Annotated in this window: 19 protein-coding genes; 5 read left to right on the forward strand and 14 right to left on the reverse strand. The window is 66.9% G+C overall.

Going from position 1 to position 25,899, the window contains the following annotated elements; all coding sequences use genetic code 11:
* Nucleotides 1-38: 38 nt before the first annotated feature.
* Both D4766_RS11840 and D4766_RS11845 read left to right on the forward strand, forming a co-directional pair.
* Nucleotides 39-1,190, forward strand: a complete 1,152-nt coding sequence (locus D4766_RS11840; RefSeq protein ID WP_120717631.1) for an acyl-CoA dehydrogenase family protein — start codon at nucleotides 39-41, stop codon at nucleotides 1,188-1,190.
* Nucleotides 1,190-1,909, forward strand: a complete 720-nt coding sequence (locus tag D4766_RS11845; RefSeq protein WP_120717632.1) for an acyl-CoA dehydrogenase family protein — start codon at nucleotides 1,190-1,192, stop codon at nucleotides 1,907-1,909. Before D4766_RS11840 ends, D4766_RS11845 begins: the two co-directional genes overlap by 1 nt.
* Here the strand turns inward: D4766_RS11845 and D4766_RS11850 are convergent.
* Nucleotides 1,906-3,192 carry an acyl-CoA dehydrogenase family protein gene (locus D4766_RS11850; RefSeq protein WP_120717633.1) on the reverse strand — a complete coding sequence of 429 codons (1,287 nt, stop codon included), beginning with the start codon at nucleotides 3,190-3,192 and terminating at the stop codon, nucleotides 1,906-1,908. The two genes, D4766_RS11845 and D4766_RS11850, sit on opposite strands and share 4 nt — an antisense overlap.
* Before the next feature lie 77 nt (nucleotides 3,193-3,269).
* Here D4766_RS11850 and D4766_RS11855 point away from each other — a divergent pair, with 77 nt between their 5' ends.
* Nucleotides 3,270-4,106, forward strand: coding sequence for an alpha/beta hydrolase (locus D4766_RS11855; protein ID WP_120717634.1), 837 nt, complete (start codon nucleotides 3,270-3,272; stop codon nucleotides 4,104-4,106).
* Here the strand turns inward: D4766_RS11855 and D4766_RS11860 are convergent.
* The 3 genes from D4766_RS11860 to D4766_RS11870 form a co-directional block, all read right to left on the reverse strand.
* Complete coding sequence (locus tag D4766_RS11860) at nucleotides 4,093-5,607, reverse strand: TLP1 C-terminal extension domain-containing protein (protein ID WP_120717635.1); 1,515 nt, start codon at nucleotides 5,605-5,607, stop codon at nucleotides 4,093-4,095. The genes D4766_RS11855 and D4766_RS11860 overlap by 14 nt on opposite strands.
* 174 nt (nucleotides 5,608-5,781) lie before the next feature.
* Entirely contained in the window at nucleotides 5,782-7,815 is a 2,034-nt protein-coding gene (locus D4766_RS11865) for a 3-hydroxyacyl-CoA dehydrogenase NAD-binding domain-containing protein (protein WP_120717636.1), read from the reverse strand.
* 11 nt (nucleotides 7,816-7,826) lie between these two features.
* A complete protein-coding gene (locus D4766_RS11870) occupies nucleotides 7,827-9,071 on the reverse strand; it encodes a serine hydrolase domain-containing protein (protein ID WP_120717637.1) in 1,245 nt (414 codons plus the stop codon).
* A 161-nt stretch (nucleotides 9,072-9,232) separates the two neighbouring features.
* Here D4766_RS11870 and D4766_RS11875 point away from each other — a divergent pair, with 161 nt between their 5' ends.
* Complete coding sequence (locus D4766_RS11875; protein WP_120717638.1) at nucleotides 9,233-10,999, forward strand: class I adenylate-forming enzyme family protein; 1,767 nt, start codon at nucleotides 9,233-9,235, stop codon at nucleotides 10,997-10,999.
* A 6-nt stretch (nucleotides 11,000-11,005) separates the two neighbouring features.
* Complete coding sequence (locus tag D4766_RS11880) at nucleotides 11,006-12,283, forward strand: TetR/AcrR family transcriptional regulator (RefSeq protein WP_120717639.1); 1,278 nt, start codon at nucleotides 11,006-11,008, stop codon at nucleotides 12,281-12,283.
* Nucleotides 12,284-12,386: 103 nt separating this feature from the next.
* On the opposite strand, the gene D4766_RS11885 is transcribed toward D4766_RS11880, so the two are convergent.
* The 10 genes from D4766_RS11885 to D4766_RS11930 form a co-directional block, all read right to left on the reverse strand.
* Complete coding sequence (locus tag D4766_RS11885) at nucleotides 12,387-15,458, reverse strand: TonB-dependent receptor domain-containing protein (protein ID WP_162935759.1); 3,072 nt, start codon at nucleotides 15,456-15,458, stop codon at nucleotides 12,387-12,389.
* A 175-nt stretch (nucleotides 15,459-15,633) separates the two neighbouring features.
* Complete coding sequence (locus D4766_RS11890) at nucleotides 15,634-16,866, reverse strand: MFS transporter (RefSeq protein ID WP_234024799.1); 1,233 nt, start codon at nucleotides 16,864-16,866, stop codon at nucleotides 15,634-15,636.
* A 92-nt stretch (nucleotides 16,867-16,958) separates the two neighbouring features.
* The gene (locus D4766_RS11895) at nucleotides 16,959-18,026 is read right to left on the reverse strand and encodes an acyl-CoA dehydrogenase family protein (protein WP_120717641.1); all 1,068 of its coding nucleotides are present in this window, start codon (nucleotides 18,024-18,026) and stop codon (nucleotides 16,959-16,961) included.
* A 13-nt stretch (nucleotides 18,027-18,039) separates the two neighbouring features.
* On the reverse strand, nucleotides 18,040-19,251 hold the full coding sequence (locus D4766_RS11900) for an acyl-CoA dehydrogenase family protein (RefSeq protein WP_120717642.1): 1,212 nt from the start codon (nucleotides 19,249-19,251) through the stop codon (nucleotides 18,040-18,042).
* Nucleotides 19,252-19,284: 33 nt separating this feature from the next.
* Nucleotides 19,285-20,814, reverse strand: coding sequence for an MFS transporter (locus D4766_RS11905; protein WP_120717643.1), 1,530 nt, complete (start codon nucleotides 20,812-20,814; stop codon nucleotides 19,285-19,287).
* Complete coding sequence (locus D4766_RS11910; RefSeq protein ID WP_120718213.1) at nucleotides 20,811-22,118, reverse strand: acyl-CoA dehydrogenase family protein; 1,308 nt, start codon at nucleotides 22,116-22,118, stop codon at nucleotides 20,811-20,813. The genes D4766_RS11905 and D4766_RS11910 overlap by 4 nt, the downstream gene beginning before the upstream one ends.
* Nucleotides 22,119-22,202: 84 nt before the next feature.
* Complete coding sequence (locus D4766_RS11915; RefSeq protein WP_120717644.1) at nucleotides 22,203-22,970, reverse strand: SDR family NAD(P)-dependent oxidoreductase; 768 nt, start codon at nucleotides 22,968-22,970, stop codon at nucleotides 22,203-22,205.
* 70 nt (nucleotides 22,971-23,040) lie between these two features.
* Entirely contained in the window at nucleotides 23,041-24,048 is a 1,008-nt protein-coding gene (locus tag D4766_RS11920; protein ID WP_120717645.1) for a fumarylacetoacetate hydrolase family protein, read from the reverse strand.
* The gene (gene maiA, locus D4766_RS11925) at nucleotides 24,045-24,695 is read right to left on the reverse strand and encodes a maleylacetoacetate isomerase (RefSeq protein ID WP_120717646.1); all 651 of its coding nucleotides are present in this window, start codon (nucleotides 24,693-24,695) and stop codon (nucleotides 24,045-24,047) included. Before maiA ends, D4766_RS11920 begins: the two co-directional genes overlap by 4 nt.
* The gene (locus D4766_RS11930) at nucleotides 24,695-25,867 is read right to left on the reverse strand and encodes an acyl-CoA dehydrogenase (RefSeq protein WP_120717647.1); all 1,173 of its coding nucleotides are present in this window, start codon (nucleotides 25,865-25,867) and stop codon (nucleotides 24,695-24,697) included. The genes maiA and D4766_RS11930 overlap by 1 nt, the downstream gene beginning before the upstream one ends.
* Nucleotides 25,868-25,899 lie beyond the last annotated feature (32 nt).

Below are 25,899 nucleotides of genomic sequence, written 5' to 3' on the forward strand. Positions count from 1 at the left end.
GGCTGGCGCACGCGCTGGCAACGGGTATTGTCGCCGCCGTGTTCGCCAGCTTCACCTTCGCGCGCATTCCCGCCGACTACGAGGACTTGCGGGCGACCGCGCGGCGGCTGGCGAAGGAGGCGGTGGCCGACCGGCCGATGGACGTGTGCGCGCGTTCGTGGTCGGGATACGATGCCGAGTTCAGTCGTAAACTCGGCGCGGCGGGCCTGCTCGGGCTCACCCTGCCGAAGGAATACGGCGGCGGCGGGATGGGGCCGTTCGCGCGGTTCGTGGTGGTCGAGGAATTGCTGGCGGCGGGCGCGCCGGTGGCGGCGCACTGGATCGCCGACCGGCAGAGCGCGCCGCTGATCCTCAACTTCGGCACAGAGGCGCAGCGGCACGCGTATATCCCGGCGATCTGCCGCGGCGAATCGCTGTTCGCGATCGGGATGAGCGAGCCGGGCTCGGGCTCCGATCTCGCTTCGGTGCGCACCCGCGCCGAACGCCGCGGAGACGGCTGGCGTCTCAACGGCCAGAAAATATGGACCAGCGGCGCGATGCATGCCGACCGCATGATCGCGTTGGTCCGCACGTCGGGCAGTGCGGAGGACCGGCATCGCGGGCTCTCGCAAGTGATCGTCGACCTGCATGCCCCGGGCGTCACCGTGCGCCCGATCAAGGACTTGGCGGGGGACGCGCATTTTGCCGAAGTGTTCTTCGACGACGTCGCGCTGCCGTCCGATGCGCTGGTGGGCGAGGAGGGTCAGGGGTGGCAGCAGGTCACCGCCGAACTCGCTTTCGAACGCAGCGGGCCGGAGCGGATATACTCCAGCGTCGTGCTGCTGGACGGCTGGCTGGCTCACCTGCGCAGCACCGGGCGCGCGGACGCGGCGACGACTGCGCTGGTCGGCGGGATGATCGCCCGGCTGGCCACGTTGCGCGCTATGTCGATCGCCTGCACCGCGCTGCTGGAGGCGGGGGAGAGCCCGGTGGTCGAGGCCTCAATCGTCAAGGACCTCGGCACTGCGTTCGAACAGGACTTGCCCCTTGCGATCGCCGACAATCTCGCCTCGCATCGGGACGAGCCGGTGTCGGACGAACTGAGGCGCACGCTCGAATACGTCACGCTCGTCGCGCCGAGTTTCTCGCTGCGCGGCGGCGCGCGGGAAATCCTGCGCGGAATCATCGCGCGCGGGTTGGGGCTACGGTGATGGACCGGTCGGAACTTGCCCAACCGTTCGAGCGGATGATCGCCGGCCTTTTCCCGCCGGGACGCGTGCGCGAAGGCAATGGCTGGGACGCCGAGCGGCGGGAGATCGAGGCGTCTGGTTTCCTCGACCTGCTCGCCGGTGACGATGCGCTGGCCTTCGACCACGCGGTGCCCTTGTTTATCGTACTCGGCCGCCATGCCGCGCCGCTCGGTATCGGGCGCGAGATGATCGCGCGGGGCGGGCTGGGCGATGGGGCCGAGGCGATTCTGCTCGCCGCCGCGATCGCCGGGGCGGGGGAGCGGGTGCTGGAAATGGCGGTTGCCTACGCCAACGACCGCGTGCAGTTCGGCAAGCCGATCGGCAAGCAGCAGGCGGTGCAGCAGAACCTGGCGCTGATGGCCGAACACGTCGTCGCGGTGCGGCTGGCGGCCGAGCTGGCGGCGGCGGACTTTCCGGACGGCGGCGCGATGAAGGCGGCGGTGGCCAAGGCGACCGCGTCCGAACTCGCCCCGCGCATCGCCAGTGCCGCCCACGCGGTATGCGGCGCGATGGGCATCGGGATGGAGCACGATCTCCAGCTGTTTACCCGCCGCCTGCACCAGTGGCGGGCGGAGGCGGGGTCGGAAACGCTGCACTCTCGCGCGCTCGGCATCGCGGTGCTGGCGGATGATCGCAGCGCGGTCGACTGGGTACGGGCCGAGGTATTCCGCGAGGCTTAGCCGTATCGGCCCTTCTTCGGACCGAGATAGCCGAACAGGTACGCCGCCACTTTCCGCATCTGGATTTCCTCCGACCCTTCGGTGATGCGATAGCGGCGGTGGTGGCGGTAGATGTGCTCGAACGGCTTGTGCCGCGAATAGCCGATGCCCCCGTGAACCTGGATGGCGCGGTCCGCCGCCTGCCCGACCAACCGGTTCGCCCAGTAATTGCACATGCTGATCTTGTCGGAGATCGTCTTCTCGATCTCCTTGTGCGGGATGTTGTCCATCTCCCACGCGGTCTTATAGATCAGCAGCCGCAGCATCTCGATCTGCGTGGCGAGTTCGACGAGCGGAAACTGGATCGCCTGGTTCTTCGCCAGTTCCTCGCCGAATGGCTTGCGCGCCCTCGCGTACTTCACGCTTTCCTCGACGCAGAATGCCGCCGCGCCGAGGCTGCTGGCCGCCTGCCGGATGCGGTTCTGATGGACGAAACTTTGGGCGAGGCTGAGCCCGCGACCTTCCTCGCCGAGGATCGCACTGTCGGGCACCCATACGTCGGTCACCGACAGACGCGGATGGTCGGTGGGCATGTTGAAGGTCCACATCCACTCCTCGATCTCGAGGCCGGGGGTGGGGTTGGGCACGAGGAAACACGTGATGCCCCGCGCATCGCCGTCCTCGCCGCTGGTGCGTGCGAACATGGCGCAGTGGGTGGCGACGTGCATCCCGGTGATCCACATCTTGCTGCCGTTTATAAGCCATCCCGGTTCACCGCCACGCTCTTCGCGAACCGCACGGGTTTCCATCCATGTCGCGTCGCTGCCGTGGTCGGGCTCGGTCAGGCCGAACGCGACGCGCCGGGTGCCCTCGAACCCGCCAAGGATGAACTCCTGCTTCTGCGCCTCGGTGCCGAACTCCTCGAACATGGCCACGAACGGGAAGTTGCCGACGATCGAATGTTCGTTCTGAAGGTCGTTGTGGAGGCCAAGGCCGCGCGCCGCGAAGCGATCCCGGATGACCGCCATGGCGAGATTGCTGCCGTCCTTCCCGCCGTACTTCTTCGGTGCGGAGAAGCGCCAGTGACCCGCCGCGTCGGCCAGCTTGCGGCTCTCGCGCAGCAGGTCTTCCCAATCGTGCCGAGGCAGGCCGCCGGCTTCGAAATCGGTTCGCGCGTATTCCCGCCGGTGATCGAAGAACCGCATGTTGTCGCCCGCGTTCTGCAGCGGCTCGATTTCCGCTTCGACGAAAGCGACGAGTTCGGCATAGTAATCCTCGATCTCGCGCGGGATGGTGAAATCCATTATCCTCTCTCCTCTGTCCGCGAGGCTGAACCGCGGGGGCGGATCATGCAAGGGTCGGTTGCAGGGGAAAACCGGTAATGCGTCACGTCGAATGGAAGCGGATGGGGCACGGCGGGCTGGAGCTCTTCGCGCAAGGATGGTTGCCGGACGGCGAGGTGCGCGACGTGATCGCCATCGCGCACGGGTATGCCGAGCATGGCGGGCGCTACACGAACCTCGTCGATCGGCTCGTGCCCGCCGGCTACGCGCTCTACGCGCAGGATCACCGCGGGCATGGTCGCAGCGCCGGCCGCCGCGCGCTGGTGGACCGGATGGGTCACGTGATCGAGGATTTCCACGGCTTCGTGGACGACGTACGGGCGCGCCACGACGGGATGCCGGTCAAGCTGCTCGGCCATTCGATGGGCGGCAACGTGGCATTCGGATACGCGCTGCGCTGGCCCGAGGATCTGTCGGGCCTCATCCTCAGCGGGCCGTTGATTGGCGGAAGCATGCCGGCGGTACAGCGCTGGGTGCTTTCGGCGCTGTCTGCTGTCGCACCCCGTACCGGCATGATCGCCCTGCCGCCGGAAGGGGTTAGCCGCGATCCGGCGGTGGTGGAGGCATACGTGAACGATCCGCTGGTCACGACCGGCAAGGTCGCCGCGCGGACGGCGCACGAGATGTTCTCGGCGGTGGCGCGTTACCGCAGTGCCGCGCCGGGAATGCAGGTGCCGGTGCTGATCCAGCACGGCGATGCCGATGCGCTGGTGCCGATCGCCGGGATGCGGGAGGTCGCAGGCATCATCGGTTCGCCCGACAAGACGGTGATCGAGTATCCCGGCCTGTACCACGAGATCTACAACGAACCGGAGAAAGACGCGGTTATCGGCGACCTGCTCGATTGGTTCGAAGCGCATCCTAAACAAGCGTGAATGCGTTCCGCTCCTCGCCGTCGTTGGTGAGGGTGACAGCCCTGCCGAGCGGATCGTCGGCCACCATTGCGGCCACCGTTTCCGAATCGTCACTGCGGGCGATGAAGCGGCGGCCGTCGGGCAGCGAGCCGATGGCGATGGCGTAGGTCGGGCCCTGCTTGCCGTAGACCACGGTGTAGGTGTCGATCGTGCCCGGACCTTCGACCAGTCCGGCGACCTCCGGCGCCCCGTCGTCGGGGCGGGGCGCGTCGCTCCAGCCCGGAAAGTCCGCCGGGTCGGTGGAGAGCACCATCGCGGCGTACTTGCTCTGAAACCCGCCGTTGGCGCCGACGAGGCCATAGCCCCCCGGCTGCTCGCGCAAGCGTTCGACCATGCTGGCGATCGCGTGGCTCGAATACCCGTTGCCCGCCCCGCCGAAATACGGGAGCCCGCCGGTCACCGTCAGTCCGCGCGGGTCGTCCTGCGACAGGTCGAGATGATCGATCGCGGTGGAGAATACCGCGACCGGAAAGCAGGAGTAAAAGTCGAGCGCGGCCATGTCGGCCACCGCCTTGCCGCTCGCCGCCAGTGCCGCATCGAGCGCGGCGGCGGCGGCAGGGTGGGCGCCCGGATCGGCGCGCTCGAGGATGTCGGGCTCGGACGCCTTGGCCGCGCCGTGAATGTAGACCCACTTGTCCTCCGGCACCCCGGCCTCGCGCGCGGCCTTCTCCGACATCACCAGCATCGCGGCGCCCATGTTCACCTGGTCGCGGGCGACCACTTTAAGCGGGAAGGGATCGGCGATCATCCGGTTCTTCGGCGTGATCATGGCGATGTCCTCCCCGCTCAGCGGATCGCTCGCCGCGCTTGAGTACGGGTTCTCCGCCGCCACCGCGCTGAACGGCGCGAACAGTTCGCCCATCGCGGCGCGGTAGTCCTCGCGGCTCATGCCGAGCCGTGCACGGCGGGCGTTCTCCTGCACCGCGTAGGCGATCGGCGCGCTGACTATACCGTGGACGATGCCCTGCCGGGTGAGCATCCGTTCCGGCCCCCGGTCCTCCATTTCGCCGTCGTCGGTCTCGGCCCAGTCGCGGGTTTCGCCCTGCGAAGTGAGGTGGCGGGTGTTCGAGATCGCCTCCGCCCCGAACACGATTCCCGCCGCGATCTCTCCGTTGGCGACCCGTCCGGCCATCTCGACCAGCGCGGTCACTGGCGACTGTCCGCCGACCGCTTCGAGGATGGCCAGCTTCAGCGTTACCCCCACCCGCCGTGCGACCGCGAGGGGAAACTTGTCGGGCTTGCCGAAGGGGGAGGGCGCCGCGCCCGAATCTTCGAAGGTGCGGATCGCGTGTGCGACCTCAATCAGCGGGCGCAGGTCCACCGAAGCGCCGGCATCTTCCAGCGCGGTTTCGGCCGCCGCGGCGGCCAGATCGGCGGCGGACAGGCCCTGCCAGCCTTCCTCGCCGATCCGTTCGACCACCTGGCCGACGCCGACGATCACGGGGGTGAAGTTCTCACTCATGTCACGCTGTCACACGGTCCAGGGGGAAGAGCGTCGCCTTGGGCGCTTTCGCGTCGCCTTGCGGCGCAAACTGCCGCCTTGGCAGGCAAGGTGTCGCCTTCGGTCGGGGGGAGCGGGCGGGCATGCGCATGTCATGCCACACCCGCCGCCCGGTAGGAAAGCGCGCCGCCCCGATCAGGCGAACTTGCCCGCCTTCGCCTTTTCGCGCAGGTAGTCGCTGACCGGCAGGTCGTGCTTCTCCAGCCCGCTGACGACCGTGTCGAGCCCGATGGTCTCGGCCCAGTGCATCGGGCCGCCGGTGTAGAGCGGCCAGCCGTAGCCGTTGATCCACACCACATCGATGTCGCTGGCGCGCTGGGCCATGCCCTCTTCCAGGATCTTCGCGCCTTCGTTGACCATCGGATAGAGCAGTCGCTCGCGAATCTCGTCCTTCGAGATGTCGCGCGCCTGCTTGCCTTCCTTCGCGGCGAAGTCGGCGATGATGCCCTTCACCTCGTCCGACGGCGTGCGGTTGCGCGCCTCATCGTAGTCGTAGAAGCCCTTGCCGTTCTTCTGGCCGAACCGGCCCGCGGCGCACAGCGCCTCGCGCACCGTGGTAACCTTCGACGGGTCGCGGTGCCAACCGATGTCGATGCCGGCAAGATCGCCCATCTGGAACGGACCCATGGGGAAGCCGAATTCCAGCAGCACGTCGTCGACGTCCCAGTAATTCGCGCCTTCCATGATCAGCGCGTTGGCCTGTTCCTGCCGCTTCGACAGCATGCGGTTGCCGATGAAGCCCGGGCACACACCCGACACCGCCGCGACCTTGCCGATCTTCTTGGAGAGCGCCATCGAGGTGGCCAGCACGTCGTCGCGGGTTTCGCGCCCGCGCACGACCTCCAGCAGCTTCATCACGTTGGCGGGCGAGAAGAAGTGGAGGCCTATGACGTAGCCGGGCCGCTTGGTCGCGGTGGCGATTTCGTCGATGTCGAGATAGCTGGTGTTGGACGCGAGGATCGCGCCCTCCTTCACCACCTCGTCGAGCTTGGCGAAGACCTCCTTCTTCACGTCCATGCTCTCGTAGACCGCCTCGATCACGAGGTCGCAGTCGGCTAGGTCGGCGTAGTCCAGCGTGGGGGTGAGCAGCCCCATCGCGCCTTCCACCTGTTCGGCGGTCATGCGCCCGCGCTTGGCCGTGTTCTCGTAGTTCCTGCGCATCGTGCCGGTGCCGCGATCGAGCGCGTCCTGCTGCATCTCGAGGATGGTGACCGGGATGCCGGCCGACAGGAAGTTCATCGAGATGCCGCCGCCCATCGTGCCCGCGCCGATCACGCCCACCTTTCTGATCGGGATCAACGGGGTATCGGCGGGCACATCGTCGATCTTGTTCGCGGCACGCTCGGCGAAGAAGTAGTGGCGCATCGCGGCGCTCTGGGTGCCGGTCATGAGCTTCATGAACAGCTCGCGTTCCTTCTTCACGCCTTCGGCATAGGGCATCTCGCCCGCCGCCTTCACCGCCTCGATCGCGGCGTTGGGCGCGTCGAAGCCGCGGATCTTTCGCGCCTGCTTGTGGCGGAAGTCGTCGAACAGGGCGGGGTTCTTCACGCCGTCCTGGTTCGCGGTGCCTTCGCTGGCGCGCGGGACGGGCTGGCCGACCTTGCTGCGCGCGAAGGCGACCGCGTCGGCTTCCAGGCTGTCCTCGCCGACGATGGCATCGACCAGACCGATCGCTTCGGCTTTCTTCGCCGAGATCGGATCGCCGCCGACGACGAGGGGGAGGGCAGCTTCGGCCCCGACGAGGCGCGGCATGCGCTGGGTGCCCGCGGCGCCGGGTATGAGGCCGAGCTTCACCTCGGGCAGGCCCAGCTTCGCGCTCGGCACCGCGACACGGTAGTGGCACGCAAGCGCGACTTCGCACCCGCCGCCCAGCGCCGTACCGTGGATCGCGGCGACGACCGGCTTGTCCGATGCCTCCATCGCGTCGAGCGTTTCGGGCAGGCTGGGGCCCATCGGCGGCTTGCCGAATTCGGTGATGTCCGCGCCGGCGAAGAACGTGCGCCCATCGCAGCGGATGACGATGGCCTTCACACCGTCGTCGGCAAGGCCCGCTTCGATCTCGCGCTTGAGGCCGGCGCGGACCGCCTGGCCGAGCGCGTTCACCGGCGGGTTGTTCGATACGACGACGAGGACGTCGCCCTCGCGGTGGGAGGTGATGGGGTCGGACATGTGTGCTCTCCTCAGGCGCGGCTGTCGGTGATAGCGGAATTGATCAGCGTGCGAAGCTGGCGTCGGATGGGGTAGGCGCTGGAGGGATAGACCTGCGTCATGAAGACCATCGTCACCTTCTCGACCGGATCGACGTAGAACGCGGTCGAATATGCGCCGCCCCAGTAGTATTCGCCCATGCTGCTGGGCACGAGGGTCCTGGCCGGATCGATCACGGTGGCGAAGCCGAGGCCAAAGCCCACGCCCGCGTTGTTGCTTTCCGAAAACAGGCTTTGCGACAGCTGGGTCAGGTCCTGGCCGCCGGGCAGGTGGTTGGCGGTCATCAGGTCCAGCGTCTTGGGCCCGACGATCCACTTGCCGCCGGCCTCGCCGCGATTGACCAGCATCGTCACGAACTTCTGGTAGTCGGCGATCGTCGATACGAGCCCGCCGCCGCCGCTGTCGAACTTGCCCGGGCGGCCGAGGTTGCTGGTGGGCCCGGCGTCGATCATCTTCGCCGCCTTGCCGGGGACGTACTGGTAGGCGTCGACCAGCCGGTCGAGCTTGTCCTCCGCCACGCCGAACGCGGTGTCGTCCATGCCCAGCGGGTCGAAGATGTGCGCCTTGAAGTATTCGCCCAGCCGCATGCCGGACAGGCGCTCCACCGCGACGCCGAGCACGTCGGTCGAGACCGAGTAGTTCCAGCGTTCGCCGGGCGAGAATTCGAGCGGGATCTGGCTGAGCCGCGAGACCCATTCGTCCGATTCGAGATGCGCGCGGGCGAAGTCGAAGTTGTTCTTGCGATACGCCGCGTCGACGTTGGTGCGGTTCTGCAGGCCGTAGCTGAAGCCCGACATGTGGCTGAGCAGGTGCGCGAAGGTCATCGTCCCGGCCGCCTTGCCCGGCGCGAACGGCATATCGCTGCCGCCGCCGCCCGCGAAGACCTGCAGGTTGGCAAATTCGGGAAAGACCTTGGTCACGGGGTCTTCCAGCGCGACCTTGCATGCTTCGACCAGCTGCATGAACGCGATCGAGGTGACCGGCTTGGTCATGCTGGCGATGCGGAACAGGGCATCGTCGCGCAAGGCCTCGCGCCCTTCGCCCATCGTGCCGAGCTTCGACTGGAACACCGGCTCCCCGTCACGCGCCACGACCAGCTGCGTCATCGGCAGCTTGCCCTTCGATACGTATGCCTCGTCGAGGAACCGTTCGATCCGCGCGAGGCGGTCCTCGTCGAATCCCGCGCCCTTGGCGCTACCCAGTCCGAACACCGGCATTCTCCCGATTCTTGTCGTTGCCCGCTGACATACCCGCCTTTCCGGCAGCCGCAACCGCCCTGTTGTGCGGGGCGGCATACCTTTCTTCGGAATTTGCGGTTGCGCGCGGAGGGCTAAGGCGTAATCTCCCGTTCGAAAAGACATAGCCGGAGAGGGCGCTTATGACTGAACAGACCTTGGCGGACGCGATCGGCTTCGTCCCGCCCCCGGGATTTCCCGCGGCGAGCCGCGCCGAAATCCGCGACCGACTGACGGCCCCGGGCGAGCGGTTCGAGATGGAGACCGTCGAGATCCGCGGCGTACCGACGCGCGTCTGGAAGAACGCGCCCGACAACCTGCGCGCGCTGATGGCGCTCGCTCGCATGCACGGCGACACGCGCGAGGCGTTCGTCTACGAGGCCGAGCGCGTGACCTACGCCATGTTCCACCGGGCAGTGGCGAAACTGGCGCACGAAATGCGCGAACGCGGGGTGGCCAAGGGCGACCGCGTCGCCATCGCGATGCGCAACCTGCCCGAATGGCCGGTCGCGTTCTTCGCCGCGGTGACGCTGGGCGCGGTCGCGGTACCGCTCAATGCGTGGTGGACGGGGCACGAGCTTGCCTACGGCCTCGCCGATTCGGGCACGAAAGTGCTCATTTGCGACGACGAGCGGTGGGAGCGGATCGCGCCGCACACGGCCGAAATTCCCGACCTCGCGCATGTTTTCGTCACCCGCGCGGATGACCACCTCGCCGCCCCGGCAGAACGGCTCGAAACGCTGATCGGTGCGCCTCCGACGTGGTCCGGCCTGCCCGACGACGAAATCCCTCACGAGGATATCGCGCCCGAGGACGACGCGACGATCTTCTACACCAGCGGCACCACCGGCCAGCCCAAGGGCGCGCTCGGCACGCACCGCAACCTCGTCAGCAACATCTTTTCCAGCGGGTATGGCGCGGCGGTTGCGGTCCTGCGGCGTGGTGACGAAATACCCGAGCCTCAGCCGCGCACGACGCTGACGGTCATCCCGCTGTTCCACGTCACCGCCTGTTCGGCCGGCCTGATGGGGCTGGTCGCGGGCGGCAGCAAGATGATCTTCATGCACCGCTGGGAGCCGGAGGAGGCGATGCGCATCATCGAGCGCGAGAAGGTTAACGCCACCGGCGGCGTGCCGACGATCGCCTGGCAACTGCTCGAGCATCCCAACCGCCACAAGTACGACCTCTCCAGCCTCGAGGCGATCGCCTACGGCGGCGCGCCCTCGGCGCCCGAGCTCGTCCGCAAGATCCGCGAGGAATTCGGCGCGCTGCCCGGCAACGGCTGGGGCATGACCGAAACGATGGCCACCGTCACCGGCATCTCCAGCGAAGACTACCTGATGCACCCCACCAGCTGCGGTCCGGCTGTCGCGGTGGCGGACCTCAAGATCATGTCGGAGGACGGCAGCCGCGAACTGCCGGTGGGCGAGGTCGGCGAGCTCTACGCCCGCGGGCCGATGGTGGTGAAGGGCTACTGGAACAAGCCCGAGGCGACGGCCGAGACATTCATCGACGGATGGGTCCGCACCGGCGACCTCGCGCGGCTGGACGAGGAGGGGTACTGCTACATCGTCGACCGGGCCAAGGACATGATCCTGCGCGGGGGCGAAAACATCTACTCGTCCGAGGTCGAGAACGTGCTCTACGACCACCCGGCCGTCACCGACGCCGCGCTCGTCGGCATTCCGCACCCCACGCTGGGCGAGGAACCGGCCGCCGTCGTCCACCTCGCGCCCGGGACGTCTGCCACCGAGGCCGAGCTGCAGGCATGGGTGGCCGAGCGGCTCGCCCGCTTCAAGGTGCCGGTGCGTGTGGTCTTCGTCCACGACACCCTGCCGCGCAACGCCAACGGCAAGATCCTGAAGAAAGACCTGAAAGCATTGTTCGAACCGGAACCGGCGGTTACCTAGGGTCTTATGGCGGGGAGGGGACAGGCGAAGGGGGAAACCCGGCGGTACGAACGCCGGCGCGAGGACGTGATCCACGCGGCCTCCGCGCTTATCAACGAGTTCGGGGTCAAGGGCACGACCTTCGCCGGCCTCGCTCGCGCGGTGGGGCTCAACGCCACCAGCATCACCTACTACTTCGATCGCAAGGACAAGCTGGTCGTCGCGGTCTACGAGGCGACGCTCGACTGGCTGGAGGACGCCGCCCGGACGGCCGCGGCCGAAGCCGATCCCGCCGCCCGCCTGCGCGCGTTCATCGCCGCGCATGTCGCACTGCGCAAGCGCATCCGCGACGGCGAGAAGGGGCTCATCACCTCGCTCAGCGAAATCCGCACGCTGGACGAGGAGGCGCAGGCCCCGCTGCTCGACCGCTACGGCCGCATCGTTCAGACAGTACGCGGATTTTTCGGCGGGGATGGCGACGACGGGCGGCGCACCGGGCCGCAGCGCGCGCTCGACACCGCGCGGGCACACGTGCTGCTGGAAGCGATGTTCTGGTGGCCGGTCTGGGCGCTGAGCTACTCGGTCAACGATTTTGCCCGGCTGGAGGCGCGGATGTTCGACATCCTGTCTCGCGGCCTCGCGGCGAATGCGGGCGAATGGGCCCCCCGCGCGCTCGACCGCGCGGAATGGCGGACGCAGGAGGGTGACGGCGACACGGTCGAGGCGTTCCTGCGGTCGGCGACCGTGATGATCAACCAGCGCGGCTATCGCGGGGCATCGGTCAACCGCATCGCCTCCGCGCTCGGCGTCACCAAGGGCAGCTTCTACCACCATCACGAAGCGAAGGACGATCTCGTCTTCGAATGCTTCGAGAAGAGTTACGACCGGCTGTCGGCGGTGCAGATCGCCGCGCGCGACGGCGATGCTTCGGCCGGCGGTTCGGACGGGTGGACCCGCATTGCCAGCGCGCTGGCCGAACTGATCGACCTGCAGTTCCGCGACCCAACCCCGCTGCTGCGCACCGCCGCGTTGCAGGCGCTGCCGATGGGCGAGCGGGGCAGCGTGGTCGTCCGGTCGAACCGGCTGGCCAACCGCTTTGCCGGAATGATCGCCGACGGGATCGCCGACGGCAGCGTGCGCGCGGTGGACCCGATGGTGGCGAGCCAGATCATCATGCCGGCCTTGAACGGCGCCTACGAGGCCCGGGCCTGGGCCGCGCGCCAGCCCGACCCGGCGACCGCCGTGCGGCTCTACGCCTGGACGCTGTGCGCGGGCCTGTTCGCCGACCCGCCCGAGCGGGGCTGACCCCGAACCGGGCTGACCTAGGCTCGGGCTGACCCCCTTCGATCGGCGAAACGAGAAGGGCCGGACGGTTTCCCGCCCGGCCCCTTCCGTCATGCTCGTCCGATCAGAACGCCTGCGAGATCGCCACCTTGGCCGTGAAGCCGAGCGGGGTCGCGGTGAACGGATCGTAGTTCTGGTCGAGACGCGCGAACGGCGGATCCTCGTCGAGGATGTTCTGCAGCGATACCGCCAGCGTGGTATCGGTCGGCAGGGTCAGACGGTAGGTCAGGTCGACGGTGGTGAAGGGCTTGATCTCCTTGCCCGTCGTCACCGAAGCGCCTGCCAGCGCGCCCGGGTTCGGCCCGAAGATCGCCGCACCGCGCTGGTCGGTGTAACCGTCGATGTAGTTGACCTGCGCCCGCAACGACTGCCGTCCGAAGTCGGCCTGGAGGAACGCGTTGCCCTTCCATTCCGGCAGCGGATAGGCCGTGGTCTGGTAGTTGAGCAGGCCGACCGCATCGAACGCGGGCTGCACCAGGATGCCTTCCACGGTCACGTCGCTGGTCTTGTATTCGATCACGTAAGTGCCTGCGACACCGGCGGTGATCGAACCATCGCCCGCAAACGGGAGGCTGTAGCTGGTCTGGAAGTCGATGCCCGACGTGCGAATCTTCGACGAGTTGACGATCTGGGTCCGCAGGCGCTGCACGTTGCCGATGCCGCAACCCGCCGCCGTGAAGGTGAAGCGCGATTGCAGGGCGGCATATTCCGGATTGTTGCAGTTCGCGCTGCCGGTCGCGCCGAACAGGGCGTTGACGATGCCCTGCACCGGTTCGCCTTCGATCGGCCCGTCGAGGTCGTAGCGGAAGTAATCGACCGTCGCCTTGAACGCGCCGGTGTCGACGATGACGCCGGCGTTGTAGGTCGTCGCGCTTTCGGGTGCGAGGTTGGGATTGCCGCCCACGTCGATCGCGCGGAACGACGAGCCGATGATCTGCAGCGAGGTGAGGTTACCGGCCAGCTGCTGCGACGGCGGACCGCGGAACGTGGTACCGGCACCGGCGCGCAGGGCGAGCCAGTCGGTGACCTGAAACTTCACGCGGCCCTGCGGGTCGAAGGTGGACCCGACGTTGCCGCCGTAATCCTCGAACCGCGCGGCGAGCTGGACCTGGATGCGATCGGTGACGGGGAGCTGCAGCTCGCCGAACGCCGCCCAGATGTCGCCGGAGGACGATCCGTTGCGGTTGGTGCCGAGGAAGCCCAGTGCACCCGTCTGCTGGGAACAGATCGCGCCGGTCGTCAGGGCCGAGCCGGGGCAGGGGAAGAAGTCGAGGTTGCTGACGTAGTTGTAGCGCCGCTGATAATCGTTCTTGCGGTACTGCCCGCCGATCGCGAATCCAATTCCGCCGCCCGGCAGGGTGATGCCCGTCTGGCCGGAGAGGACGACGTCGGCGACGATCTGTTCGGTAATCGCCCGCGTGCCGGTATCCTGGAAGAAGTTGTCGATGGTGCCGAGGTCGTTGATGAGACCTGCGCCCGGGGTCAGGTTGAACCCGGCGGGGTTGCGCGTGCCGGCGTAATTCGGATTGGTCTCTCCGGTCGCGGCGTTCACTTGAATAGCGGTCGAGAACGGGTTGTAGAACGTGCACCCGTTCGTTCCCGCCAGTGCGGCGAGCTGGGCGGCGGTCAGCCCCGCGCGCGACTGAGGCGATGCGTAGGCGCACGCTCCGCCGAACCCGGCCAGCGCGTTCTGGAACAGGTCGCCGAAGGTGTCGGTGCCGCCAAAGAAGCGGTCGTACTGGCTGTAGGTGCCGCTGACGGTGAGATCGAGCGAGGGGGTGAGTTCGGTGCGGAACTCGGCGCTCAGAAGGACTTCGTCCGAAATACGCGGCGATGTTGCCGAGCCGCGTTCGTTATCGCCGAAGAACAGCGGGTTGCCGCCGAGCAGCGCGGGACGGAACAGGACCGGGAATGCGGTGGCCGGCTGGCCGGGCGCGCAGCCCGCGGTAGCTCCGTAGAGGGCGCAGTAGTCGCGCAGCGCCGGAGAGTAAGCCGGGATGACGAACAAACCGAGGCCCGCTGCCTGCGCCGGGGTGGTGATGCCGCCCGCCGGAATGCTGGTCAGGCCGTTCGCGGCGTAGCCCGAGGGCGGCAGCGTCGGCAGGTAGCTCGGCGAAGTGGTGATCTGCGTTTCCGAATGACCCCACAGCGCGTTGAAGCGCAGCTTGGAGCTCGATCCGATGTCGAATTCCACGTCGCCGAAGAACTGGAAGCGCTCTTCCGGTTCGACCAGGTTACCGAACAGGCCGTACTGGTTGAAGCAGCGGTCGGTGGTCGAACCAGGCAGGCTGCGGAAGCCGCCTAGCGCGACGCAGCCTTGGTCGGCGGAGAACACGTTGCCGCCGACGAACGGACCGTTGAAGTCGAAGTTGCCCGGGTTGCCGCCCCCGGTCCATCCGCCCTGCGGGTTGTTCGGATAGGGCTGGATCACGAAGTCGCGGTCGAGCGTCTGCAGTTCCGACCGGCGCTGGTAGCCGGCCGACACGAAGAAGCGCAGCCCATCGACATCCTTGCCGAAGCTGACCGCGCCGCCGTAGTCGCCCTTCGACCCTTCGATGTAGCGATAGTCGCCCGAAACGAGGAAGCCGTCCTGGTTGGTCTTGGTGATGAAGTTCACCACGCCGCCGATCGCATCGGAACCGTAGGTCGCCGCCGCGCCGTCCTTCAGCACTTCGATCCGGCCGATCGCCGCGCTCGGGATCAGGTTGACGTCGACGATGGGGATGCCGCTGCCGCCCGAAGGCACGATGCGGCGGCCGTTGAGGAGGACGAGCGTGCGCTGCGGGCCTAGACCGCGCAGGTTGACCGAAGCGACGCCTTCGTTGCCCTGTGCGCGCGCGTCGAACTGGTTCGCGTCGCCGATGATGCCGTTCGAGGTGGGGAGGTTCTTGATGAGGTCGATGACGCTGGGCGACCCTTGCTTCGCCAGTTCCTCGGAACTGATGACGTCGATCGGGGCGGGCTGGTCTTCGGTGTTGCCGCGGATGAGCGTGCCGGTGACGATGATTTCCGGTTCCGCCTGGGGCGGCGAATCGTCGTTGGCCGCGGTACCGACCTGTGCGTATGCCGGCGCCGCCGCGAGCCCCATCGCGAGTGCGAAACCGGCACACGTGTGGCGCAAAGATGTCTTGATCATCAGGTCCTCTCCCATACGAACGGTTGTTTGTGGCGCCTTGTGGCGGCCAATACCCGTTTCTCGAAATTGAATGGCAGTTGAGTGCTGCTGTCAAGCAACAATCGAAGGTTTTACGTAGGGGAACATACGATTTGCACCGGTCTGTTGGCATGCAGACACGCCAGACCCCGATCAACTAACTTCCGATATGCCGTCCGCGCGGTTCGCGCACCGCGAAGATCATCAGGCCGAGCGCTCCGGCGAGCGATGCCAGCACGAAAGCGAACAGCGGGCCGAACCCCGCCGCGGCCACCAGCAAACCCGCCAGCACTGGTCCGATCGCCGCCACCGCGCCTTCGGCCGTGGTCACGAAGGCGAGGCGCATCGGGATGTCCTCGTGGGCGCCGAATTCGAGGACGATGGTCGTCGCAGCCAGCATCCAGCCCGATCCGCCGAGCCCGAGCAGGGCGAAGGCGGCGTAGAACATCCACGGCGCGCCCGCGACGATCAGCAGCACGACGCCCGCCGTCACCGCCACCAGAGACAGGATATAGACGATCCGGAAGCCCAGCCGGTCGCCCATCGGCCCCCAGAGGAGATTCGAAAGTGTATCCGCGCCGAGGAACGCGAAGCTGAGCGCGCCGACCAGCGCGCCGCTGAGCCCCAGCTTGGCGCCGGCGTAGATCGTCCAGAACGGCCCGCCGATACGGATCGAGGTGGCCAGCGCCTGCGCCGCGATGAAGCGGGCGAAGTCCCGGTCCTCGAGCAATTGCGGAAACTGGCGGATGCGTTCCTTCAGCGGGATGACCGGCCGGCTGGCGGGGGCAGGGGGCTCGCGGATCATGAACTGGAGCACCAGCAGCCCGGCGCTCGTAAGGAGGAATGCGAAGAGGAACGTGGTCGAATACCCGTTGCCGAGCCATTCCTGTTCGATGAACCAGTGCCCGGCGACCCAGGCGAGGACCGCGGCGATCGTGCCGCCGGCCATGTTGCGATAGCCCTGCAGCCGCCCGCGCCGCTCGATCGGGATAACCTTGGCCATGATCATCTGGAAGGCGACCCGCTGCGCCCCGTTGAAGAAGCCGAGGACCAGGAACAGCCCCAGCGTCACCCACACCAGCGCGCTGCCGGTGAGCGTCCACCCGGCGATCGCCATGCCGAGGATCGCGAGCCGCATCATCGAACCGACGCGGATGGAGTAGGGCAGGATATAGCTGCGATGCTCGATCCGTGCGCCGCTGAGGATCGGGCTGACCGTGGCGCCGGCCTGGAGCAGCGCGGTGCCGAGCCCGACCGCGGCCGGGTTGCCGGTGATCGCCATCAGGTAGGCGGGGATGATCGTGGGCGCGTAGATGAGCCGGAACCCGGTCATCCCCAGCACGCCGTGGACGAAGTTGGCCGTGTAGTTCTTCTTGAGGTTCGCCTGCACGAACGCCGCGTGCTGCGCGAACGCGTCCCCGCCGCCGACGACCCGTGTGCCGCCGGGGGCGAGGACGCCGTCCTCGATCGGTTCGACCGGGGTCAGTAGCCCGCCAGCGACGCGAACCGGTCGCGCAGGTAGCTGGTCGAACCCCAGCTAGCCTCGAGCACGCGGGCGCGCTTGAGGTAGAAGCCGATGTCGTATTCGTCGGTCATGCCGATGCCGCCGTGAAGCTGCACGCCCTCGCGGCTCATGGTGTGGAGCACGCGATTGGCCTCCGCCTTGGCGACGCAGGCGGCACGCGGGATGCCGTGGCCGCTGTCGAGCGCCTCGAGACCACCTTCGACCGCGCTGCGCATCATCGCAAGGTCGCCGAACAGGTCCGCCATGCGGTGCTGCAACGCCTGGAAGCTGGCGAGCACCTGGTTGAACTGCACGCGCTGCTTCAGGTAATCGAGCGTTACGTCGAAGACCTGCTGCGCCATGCCGAGCATCTCGGCCGCGGTGAGGATGCGCGCCCGGTCGAGCACCTTGTCGGCGAGGTCGTCGCCGCCGTCCGCCAGTTTGTCAGCCGCTGCACCGTCGAAGGTGATGGTGGCATGGCTGCGCATGTCGGTGAGCTTGCGGTCGGACAGAGTCACGCCGTCGCCCTTCTCGACCAAATAGAGTCCGTCGGCCGCCGAAACGACGAACAGCGAGGCACCGTGCGCTTCGTGCACGAAGGCCTTGGTGCCGCTGAGCTTGCCGTCCGAAACCGAAGCCTCGGTCTTGCCGCCGTGGTGCGCGCCCTCGTCGAAGGCGAGTGTGCCCACGACTTCGCCGCTGGCGAGCTTCGGCAGCCATCTGGCCTTCTGTTCGTCCGATCCGCCCAGCACGATGGCGCTGGCGGCCAGCGTCGTGGCGACGATGGGGCTCGCCGTCATGGTCTTGCCGAGTTCCTCGACCACCAGGCCTGCGCTCATCCAGCCGAAGTCGCTGCCGCCGTGTTCTTCGGGGATGACGACGCCGGCCCAGCCCATCTGGGCCATCGTGTTCCACGCGTCGGGAGAATACCCCTCGGCGGGCTTTTCGGTGCGGACCTTGCGCCAGGCGGTGACGGGGCTTTCGTTGGTCGCCCAGTCGCGCGCCATGTCGCGCAGCATTTCCTGTTCTTCGTTGAGAATGGCCATTTCGCGCGGCTCCTTACTGGTGGTCCAACATGCCGAGCACGCGCTTGGCGATGATGTTGTTCTGGATTTCGGTGCTGCCGCCGTAGATCGTGGTCGCCTTGCCGAAGAGCCACGCACGCACGCCGGCGAGTTCGGCTTCCTCGAAGCCGTCGCCTTCCCAGCCCAAACCTTGCAGGCCCATGATCTCGATCATCAGTTCGCTGCGTTCCTGACCGAGCTTGGTGCCGAGCTTCTTCAGGACCGAGCTGATCTCGCTGACGCCGCCGGCCGCCTTGCTTTCCTCGACCGCGCGCTTGGCGGTGAGGAGGAAGCTCTGCCAGCGGATCTCGAAGTCGGCGATCCGGTCGCGCAACACGGGATCGGCGATCTGGCCGTCGTCGCCGGTTTCGGCATACTTGCGGGCCGCGTCGGCAAGGCTCGAACCCATCAGGCGGGCCATGCTGCCGCCGCCCGACAGGTTGGTGCGCTCGTGCTGGAGCAGGCGCTTGCCGATGGTCCAGCCCTGGCCTTCCTTGCCGACCAGGTTTTCCTTGGGCACCTTCACGTCGGTGAAGAACGTCTCGCAGAACGGGCTCATGCCGCTGATCATCTGGATTGGGCGAACCTCGACACCCGGCGCGTCCATGTCGATCAGCATGAACGAGATGCCGTTGTGCTTGTCGGATTTGTCGGTGCGGACGATCGCGAAGCACTTGTCGGCCCACTGGCCCCCGCTGGTCCAGGTCTTCTGGCCGTTGACGAGGTAGTGGTCGCCCTTGTCCTCGGCGAAGGTCTGCAGGTTCGCGAGGTCCGAACCGGCGTTGGGCTCGCTATAGCCCTGGCACCAGCGGATCTCGCCCTTCGCGATCGGCGGGATATGCTCGCGCTTCTGCTCCTCGCTGCCGAATTCCAGCAGGGTGGGGCCGAACATCATCACGCCCATGCCGCCGATGGGGTTCCAGGCGCCGGCGCGGGCCATTTCCTCCTGCAGGATGCGGGCCTGCTTGCGGTCGAGGCCGCCGCCGCCGTATTCCTTGGGCCAGGTGGGCACGCCCCAGCCTTTCGCGCCCATCGCCTCGCGCCAGGCCTTTTCGGCCGGGCCTTCCTGCGCCGGTCCTTCGACGGTGGCGAGGGCGTTGCCCTTGCCCTTCAGTTCGGGGGGGAAGTTCTTCGCGATGAACTCGCGCACTTCCTCGCGGAAGGCGTCGTCGGTATTCGCTTCGCGGGGTTCGGCCAGGGTCGCCATGATGTGTCTCTCCTCAGGTCGTCGGACGGGCGGTCAGCGGGCGGGCGCGCCAAGCGGCGCGTCCTGCATATCGCGGGCTTTTGCCTCGGCTTCTCGTGCGCGCAAGCGTTCCACGTTGGCAAGATGTTTCGCCTCGTTGATCGGATAGAACCAGATGATCAAGCAGCCGATCGCCCACAGGCCAATGACCATCGGTACGTAGTGCGCGATCAGGCTGTCGGTCATAGCGCGGGTGACGAGCGACGGATCGACCCCGGCAGGAAACTGCGAGGTTTCGAGCACGAAGCCGGCGGCCAGGATGCCCAGCCCGCCCGCGCACTGCGTGGCGAAGCTCGACGCCGCGAAATAGATGCCCGCGTTGTGCCTGCCGGACGTGACCGCGTCGTCCTCCACTACGTCGGCCAGCATGGCGGCGGTCATCATCAGACTGAGCGCAACCATCGTGCCGTAGACCGCACCGATCAGCAGCAGCGTGGGCAGCAGCAGCGGGTGGCCGGGCGGGAAGAACAGGTCGAAATAGGTCAGCCAAAGCGGACTGGTGCCGAGCGTGATGCCGATGAGCGCCATCCACAGCGAGGTGTTGCGCTTGCCGAACCACTTCGTGACCTTCGGCGCGAGCGGCAGCGCGATGCACACCGCCAGGAAGCTGTCGAGAGTGAGCAGGGCGAGCTGGCCCGAGCTGAGCTGGTAGACGTAGGTCCCGAAATAAAGCGAGGTAGCGCCGTAGAGGCCGATAGCGGTCCATTTGAGGACGGCGAACCCGAACACGGTCAGGAACGCGCGGTTCTTGAATGCGGTGCCCATTTCCTTGAGATGCGACAGCAGGCTGCCGCCCGCCTCGCGCGCATCCGCCGTGCGGATGTAGGGGATGCGCGAGCGCGTGCCCCATGCGCAGACAAGGATGCTCACCAGCATCAGCAGCGCGCCGGTGATTGCGAACGGGACGTAACCGGCCGGATTGAGCTGGCCCTTGGGATATTCGGGCGTCGCCACGAAATAGAACTTCAGCGCGAAGGCGGTGAACGCGAAGGTGCCGGCATAGGCAAACCAGTAACGCAGGCCATAGAGCTTGCTGCGTTCGTTGTAGTCCTGCGTCAGTTCGCTGCCGAGTGCGTTAGCGGGAACCTGGTACATGCTCATCGCGGCACGGGCGAGCGCGGCGAAGCAGAAGATCCAGACACCCATCGCGAAGTCGGACAGGCCTGCCGGCGGGAACCAGGTCATGCCGAAGAAGAACGCCGCCGGCACGGCGGCGGCGTAGATGTACGGGTGCCGCCGGCCGTGCTTGGATCTGGTAAGGTCGGATATCCGCCCGATCAGCGGATCGACTACCGCATCGACCAGCAGCGTGAGCGCGATCGCGGTCGACACGACCGACGCCGACACGCCCAGGACCTGGTTGAAATAAAGCAGCAGGTAGGTCGAGAACGCCGCGCTCTTGATGCCGTCGGCGATCGAGCCGAACCCGAACGCGACCCGGGTGCCGCGCTTGAGCGGCGGAGCTTCGGCGGGGAATTCGGCGGCGGCGGCGGCGGCGGTTGCGGGGGCGGTGGTCGCGGTCATGCCGCCATCTCCGCGGCATCGGCAATGTCGCCGACGGGGTCGGGATAAAGCTCCATCGCCAGCGCGCGGCGTTGCAGCAGCGAATAGTCGGGGAACATGGGATCCTTCACGTCGCGGTAGGCTTTGAGATGCTGTTTCGCGACGGTGACCTTGTGCACTTCTGTCGGACCGTCGGCGATGCCCATGACCATTGCGGCGATCAGCCCGCCGACGAAGGGCATCTCGTTCGACACGCCGAGGCTGCCGTGGATGTGGATGCACCGCTTGGCGATATCGGCGTAGACCTTGGGCATCAGCGCCTTTATTGCGGCGATGTCCTTGCGCACCCGGCGATAGTCGTTGTGCCTGTCGATCGCCCACGCGGTCTTGAGCACGAAAAGCTTGAACTGTTCCAGTTCGATGTAGCTGTCGGCGATGTCGAATTGCACGCCCTGGTAATCGGCGAGGGTGCCCGTGCGGGTGGTCCGGCTGACCGCGCGGCGGCTCATCTTGTCGAGCAGCTTCCGGCAATTGCCGACGGTGCGCATCGCATGGTGCACCCGCCCGCCGCCGAGGCGGGTCTGCGAGATCGCGAACGCGCCGCCGCGTTCCCCGAGCAGGTGGTCGGCTGGCACGCGCACGTCGGTGTAGCGGACGTAGCTCTCGCTGCCGTTTTCCTGTCCGTAGACGCCGACGTTGCGGACGATCTCGACGCCGGGCGTGTTGATCGGCACGATGAACATGCTCATCCGCTCGTGCCGGGGCGCGTCGGGATCGGTGACGGCCATCACGATCAGGAATTCGGCCCACTTGCCGTTGGTCGAGAACCACTTCTCGCCGTTGATCTTCCAGTGGTTTCCATCCTGTTCGGCGCGCGTGACGAAATTGGTGGGATCGCTGCCGCCTTGCGGTTCGGTCATGGAAAAGGCGCTGACGATGCGATTGTCGAGCAGCGGCTGGAGATACTGCTCCTTCTGTTCCGGGGTGCCGTAGTGCGCGATGATCTCGGCATTGCCGGTGTCGGGCGCCTGGCACCCGAACACGATCGGCGCGAACGTAGCCCCGCCGATCAGCTCGTTCATCAGCCCGAGCTTGACCTGGCCGTAACCCTGTCCGCCGAGTTCGGGGCCGAGGTGGCAGGCCCACAGGCCCGCGTCCTTCACCTCCTGCTGCAACGGGCGGACGAGCGCGTTCCTCCGCTCGTTCTTCACGTCGTAGGGGTGGATGCCGAGATGGCCGAGCGGCTCGACCTTCTCGGCGATGAATTCTTCCATCCAGTCGAGCTTGGACTGGAATTCGGGATCGGTTTCGAAATCCCAAGCCATCAGGTTCTCTCCTGCGTCGGCACTTTCGTGCGCCGATCGCGAATCGAGCATACCCGTTTTTGGAAAAGCCTCAAGCGTCTCCGCTCAGACCGTCGATCCGCCGTCGACCACCATCGTCTGCCCGGTCGTCCAGCTCGCTGCCGGGCTGCACAGGTATACTGCAAGGCCGGCGATATCGTCGGGCTCGCCCAGCCGGCCCATGGGCGTGCGCGCGACGGCAGCCTTGGCGGCTTCCGGATTTTCATAGAGAGCGCGGGCGAAATCGGTCTTCACCAGACCCGGCGCGATGCCGTTGACGCGGATACCGTGCTTGCCGTTTTCGACCGCGTAGTTGCGCACGAGCTGGATGTCGGCCGCCTTCGTGATGGCGTAGGCGCCGAGTACGGGAGTACCGCGCAGTGCGCCGATCGAGCTGATCACCAGGATCGCGCCGTCCTGCTTTGCGCGCATGTCGGGCAGGGCGAGCTGGATCAGCCAGTGGTTCGAGACCACGTTGTTCATCAGCGTCTTCTGGAACACCCCGTCCTCGATCGTATCGAGCGAGCCGTAGTGCGGGTTCGATGCCGCGTTGCAGACGAGGATGTCGATCGAGCCGAGCATCTCGCGCGTTTTCTCGACGAGGTTTTGGAGCGCCTCCTTCGACGAAATGCTCGCCGCTATCGCCACCGCGCTGCCTTCGCCGCATTCGGCATTGATTGCCGCGGCCACTTGCTCGCACGCATCCTGGTTGCGGCTGGAGATGACGACCTTCGCGCCGCGCTGCGCCAGCCGTTCGGCGATGGCCTGACCGATCCCGCGCGAGGAACCGGTGATGATGGCGACCTTGCCGGTGAGGTCGAACGGATCGTTCATGGCGTCTCTCCCTTTTTATCGAGAGATACCATGTGTTCGAATTGCCGCCCGCGCAAGGCCGCCGTCATTGTCAGGCGGCGACGACTTCCTGTTCGATCTTGCCGAAGATCGAATGGCCGTCGGCGTCGCGCATCTCGACCGAGACGGTGTCGCCGGGTTTCATGAACGGTGTCGTCGCCTCGCCGCCGGCGATCGTTTCGATCATGCGGATTTCCGCGATGCAGGAATATCCGGCGCCGCCCTCGCTCACCGGCTTGCCCGGACCGCCGTCTTCGCCCTTGTTGCTCACGGTGCCCGACCCGATGATCGAGCCGGCGCACAAGCTGCGCGTTTTCGCGGCATGGGCGACGAGGTCGGCGAGACTGAAGGTCGCCTCCTGCGCGGCGTTGGCTCGGCCGAAGGGCTGGCCGTTGTAATCGACCATCAGCGGCAGGTGGATGACGCTGCCGGACCACGCCTCGCCCAGTTCGTCGGGCGTCACCGCGACGGGGCTGAAGGCGCTCGCGGGCTTCGACTGGAAGAAGCCGAACCCCTTGGCGAGTTCGCCCGGGATCAGACCGCGCAAGGATACGTCGTTCACAAGCATCAGCAGCTTGATGTGACCCGCGGCATCCTCGGCGGACACGCCCATCGGCACGTCGTCGACGATGACGGCGATCTCGCCTTCCATGTCGCAGCCCCATGCCGTGTCCCCGAGCGGGATCGGATCGCGCGGGGCGAGAAACCCGTCGCTGCCGCCCTGGTACATCAGCGGGTCGTGGTAGAAGCTCTCGGGCACCTCGGCGCCCCGCGCCTTGCGCACCAGTTCGACGTGGTTGATGTAGGCGCTGCCGTCGGCCCACTGATAGGCGCGGGGCAGCGGGCTCATCGCGTCGTGTTCGTGAAACCGCCCGCACGGCACGCTCCAGTGCTCGACATCGCGGTAGAGCGCCTCGAGGTAGGGCGCCACGCGCTCCCAGTCGTCGAGCGCGGCCTGCATCGTGGGCACGATGTGTTCGGCCGAGGAATAGCGGGTGAGATCCTTCGAGACGACGACGAGCCTGCCATCGCGGCCGTGCTTCAATGATGCGAGTTTCATGCGGGCCTCGTTCCTTCGGGATTGTCCGGCTGGTTGTCGGGGTGCGCGCGCCGGAACGCGGGCAGGGTGAGGCATGCGGCCTCGATGCGGGAGATGTGGGGGTAGGGTGCCATGTCGTAATCGAACCGGCGCGCGTTGTAGACTTGCGGCAGCAGCACGACTTCGAACAGGCCGGGTGCTTCGGTCACGAAGTCGCCGGTGTCGATCTGGGCCAGCCGCGCCTCGACCGGGGCGAACGTCCGCTCGAGCCAATGGTGGTACCACGCGCCGACCTGATCCTGCGAAGCGCCGAACTCGGCGGCGAGGTACTTGAGCACCGGCAGGTTGTTCACCGCGTGTGTTTCGGTCGCGATCGCGTAGGCGAGTTCGCGCACCGTAAAACGGTCCTCGATACGGGCGGGCAGCAGCGGCGGCTGCGGATAGGCTTCGTCCAGCCATTCCAGCTGTGCCATCGATTGCGCCCGCTCGCGCCCGTCCGCTTCCAGCAGCGGGACCGAACCGAACGGATTGTGCGCGAGGTAGCCTTCGTCCTTCTGCTCGGCCTTCACCAGGTTGACCGGCAGGTATTCGTAATCGAGGCCCTTGAGGTTCAGCGCGATGCGCAGCCGGTAACTGGTCGAACTGCGGAAATAGCCATGCAGCTTCATCAAAACGCCGCGATCCCCGTGATTGCGCGGCCGAGGATCAGCGCGTGAACGTCGTGCGTGCCTTCGTAGGTGTTGACTGTTTCCAGGTTCACCATGTGGCGGATCACCTGATACTCGCCGGAAATGCCGTTGCCGCCGTGCATGTCGCGGCTCTTACGGGCGATATCGAGCGCCTTGCCGACATTGTTGCGCTTGACGATCGAAATCATCTCGGGCGCGAAGGCGTGCTCGTCCATCAGGCGGCCGACCCGCAAGGATGCCTGCAAGCCCAGCGCGATTTCGGTCATCATGTCGGCCAGCTTGAGCTGGTAGATCTGCTTGCCGGCCAGCGGGCCGAACTGCTGCCGGTCGAGCCCGTACTGGCGCGCCGCGTGGTAACAGAACTCCGCCGCGCCCATCGCGCCCCACGAAATGCCGTAGCGCGCGCGGTTGAGGCAGCCGAACGGTCCTTTCAGGCCCTGCACGTCGGGCAGCAGCGCATCGGCGCCGACCTTCACCTCGTCCATCACGATCATGCCGGTCGTGCTGGCGCGCAGCGAGAGCTTGTTGTCGATCTTCGGCGCGGAGAGGCCCGCTATGCCCTTCTCGAGCACGAACCCGCGGATACCGCCGCCGTGTGCCTCGCTCTTGGCCCATACCACGAAGACATCGGCGAACGGGGCGTTCGATATCCAGGTCTTGCTGCCCGAGATCGAGTATCCGTCGCCGTCCTTCTTCGCGAAGGTGCGCATCGAGCCGGGGTCCGAACCGGCATCGGGCTCGGTCAGGCCGAAGCAGCCGATGAGGTCGCCGCTGGCAAGGCCGGGAAGATACTTCCTGCGCTGCTCTTCCGAGCCGTAGGCGTGGATCGGATACATTACGAGGCTGGACTGCACGCTCGCCATCGAGCGGTAGCCGCTGTCCACCCGCTCGATCTCGCGCGCGATCAGGCCGTAACTGACGTAGTTGGCGCCCGCGCCGCCGTACTCCTCCGGCACCGTCGCACCGAGCAGCCCGGCGCGGCCCATCAGGGGGAACAGTTCGGGCGCATCGACCTCGTTCGCAAAAGCCTCGATCACGCGGGGCTGGAGTTCGCTCTGCGCGAAGGCGTGCGCGGCATCACGGATCATCCGCTCGTCCTCGCTCAGCTGCGAGTCGAGGTCGAACGGGTCTTGCCAGTCGAATGGTTTCATCGCGCCAGCCTTTGCAGGCCTGACGGCGCGAT

Origin of the sequence: Tsuneonella amylolytica (genome assembly GCF_003626915.1) — a bacterium.
GTDB lineage: Bacteria > Pseudomonadota > Alphaproteobacteria > Sphingomonadales > Sphingomonadaceae > Tsuneonella > Tsuneonella amylolytica.

Bases quoted from the DNA above. Each gene is read 5' to 3' on its own strand.
- D4766_RS11850 (WP_120717633.1), bottom strand. From the start codon at position 3,192: ATGGATTTCACCATCCCGCGCGAGATCGAGGATTACTATGCCGAACTC.
- D4766_RS11910 (WP_120718213.1), bottom strand. From the start codon at position 22,118: ATGGCTTGGGATTTCGAAACCGATCCCGAATTCCAGTCCAAGCTCGAC.
- D4766_RS11900 (WP_120717642.1), bottom strand. From the start codon at position 19,251: ATGGCGACCCTGGCCGAACCCCGCGAAGCGAATACCGACGACGCCTTC.
- maiA (WP_120717646.1), bottom strand. From the start codon at position 24,695: ATGAAGCTGCATGGCTATTTCCGCAGTTCGACCAGTTACCGGCTGCGC.
- D4766_RS11895 (WP_120717641.1), bottom strand. From the start codon at position 18,026: ATGGCCATTCTCAACGAAGAACAGGAAATGCTGCGCGACATGGCGCGC.
- D4766_RS11920 (WP_120717645.1), bottom strand. From the start codon at position 24,048: ATGAAACTCGCATCATTGAAGCACGGCCGCGATGGCAGGCTCGTCGTC.
- D4766_RS11855 (WP_120717634.1), top strand. From the start codon at position 3,270: ATGCGTCACGTCGAATGGAAGCGGATGGGGCACGGCGGGCTGGAGCTC.
- D4766_RS11905 (WP_120717643.1), bottom strand. From the start codon at position 20,814: ATGACCGCGACCACCGCCCCCGCAACCGCCGCCGCCGCCGCCGCCGAA.
- D4766_RS11865 (WP_120717636.1), bottom strand. From the start codon at position 7,815: ATGTCCGACCCCATCACCTCCCACCGCGAGGGCGACGTCCTCGTCGTC.
- D4766_RS11870 (WP_120717637.1), bottom strand. From the start codon at position 9,071: ATGCCGGTGTTCGGACTGGGTAGCGCCAAGGGCGCGGGATTCGACGAG.
- D4766_RS11880 (WP_120717639.1), top strand. From the start codon at position 11,006: ATGGCGGGGAGGGGACAGGCGAAGGGGGAAACCCGGCGGTACGAACGC.
- D4766_RS11915 (WP_120717644.1), bottom strand. From the start codon at position 22,970: ATGAACGATCCGTTCGACCTCACCGGCAAGGTCGCCATCATCACCGGT.
- D4766_RS11860 (WP_120717635.1), bottom strand. From the start codon at position 5,607: ATGAGTGAGAACTTCACCCCCGTGATCGTCGGCGTCGGCCAGGTGGTC.
- D4766_RS11930 (WP_120717647.1), bottom strand. From the start codon at position 25,867: ATGAAACCATTCGACTGGCAAGACCCGTTCGACCTCGACTCGCAGCTG.
- D4766_RS11845 (WP_120717632.1), top strand. From the start codon at position 1,190: ATGGACCGGTCGGAACTTGCCCAACCGTTCGAGCGGATGATCGCCGGC.
- D4766_RS11885 (WP_162935759.1), bottom strand. From the start codon at position 15,458: ATGATCAAGACATCTTTGCGCCACACGTGTGCCGGTTTCGCACTCGCG.
- D4766_RS11875 (WP_120717638.1), top strand. From the start codon at position 9,233: ATGACTGAACAGACCTTGGCGGACGCGATCGGCTTCGTCCCGCCCCCG.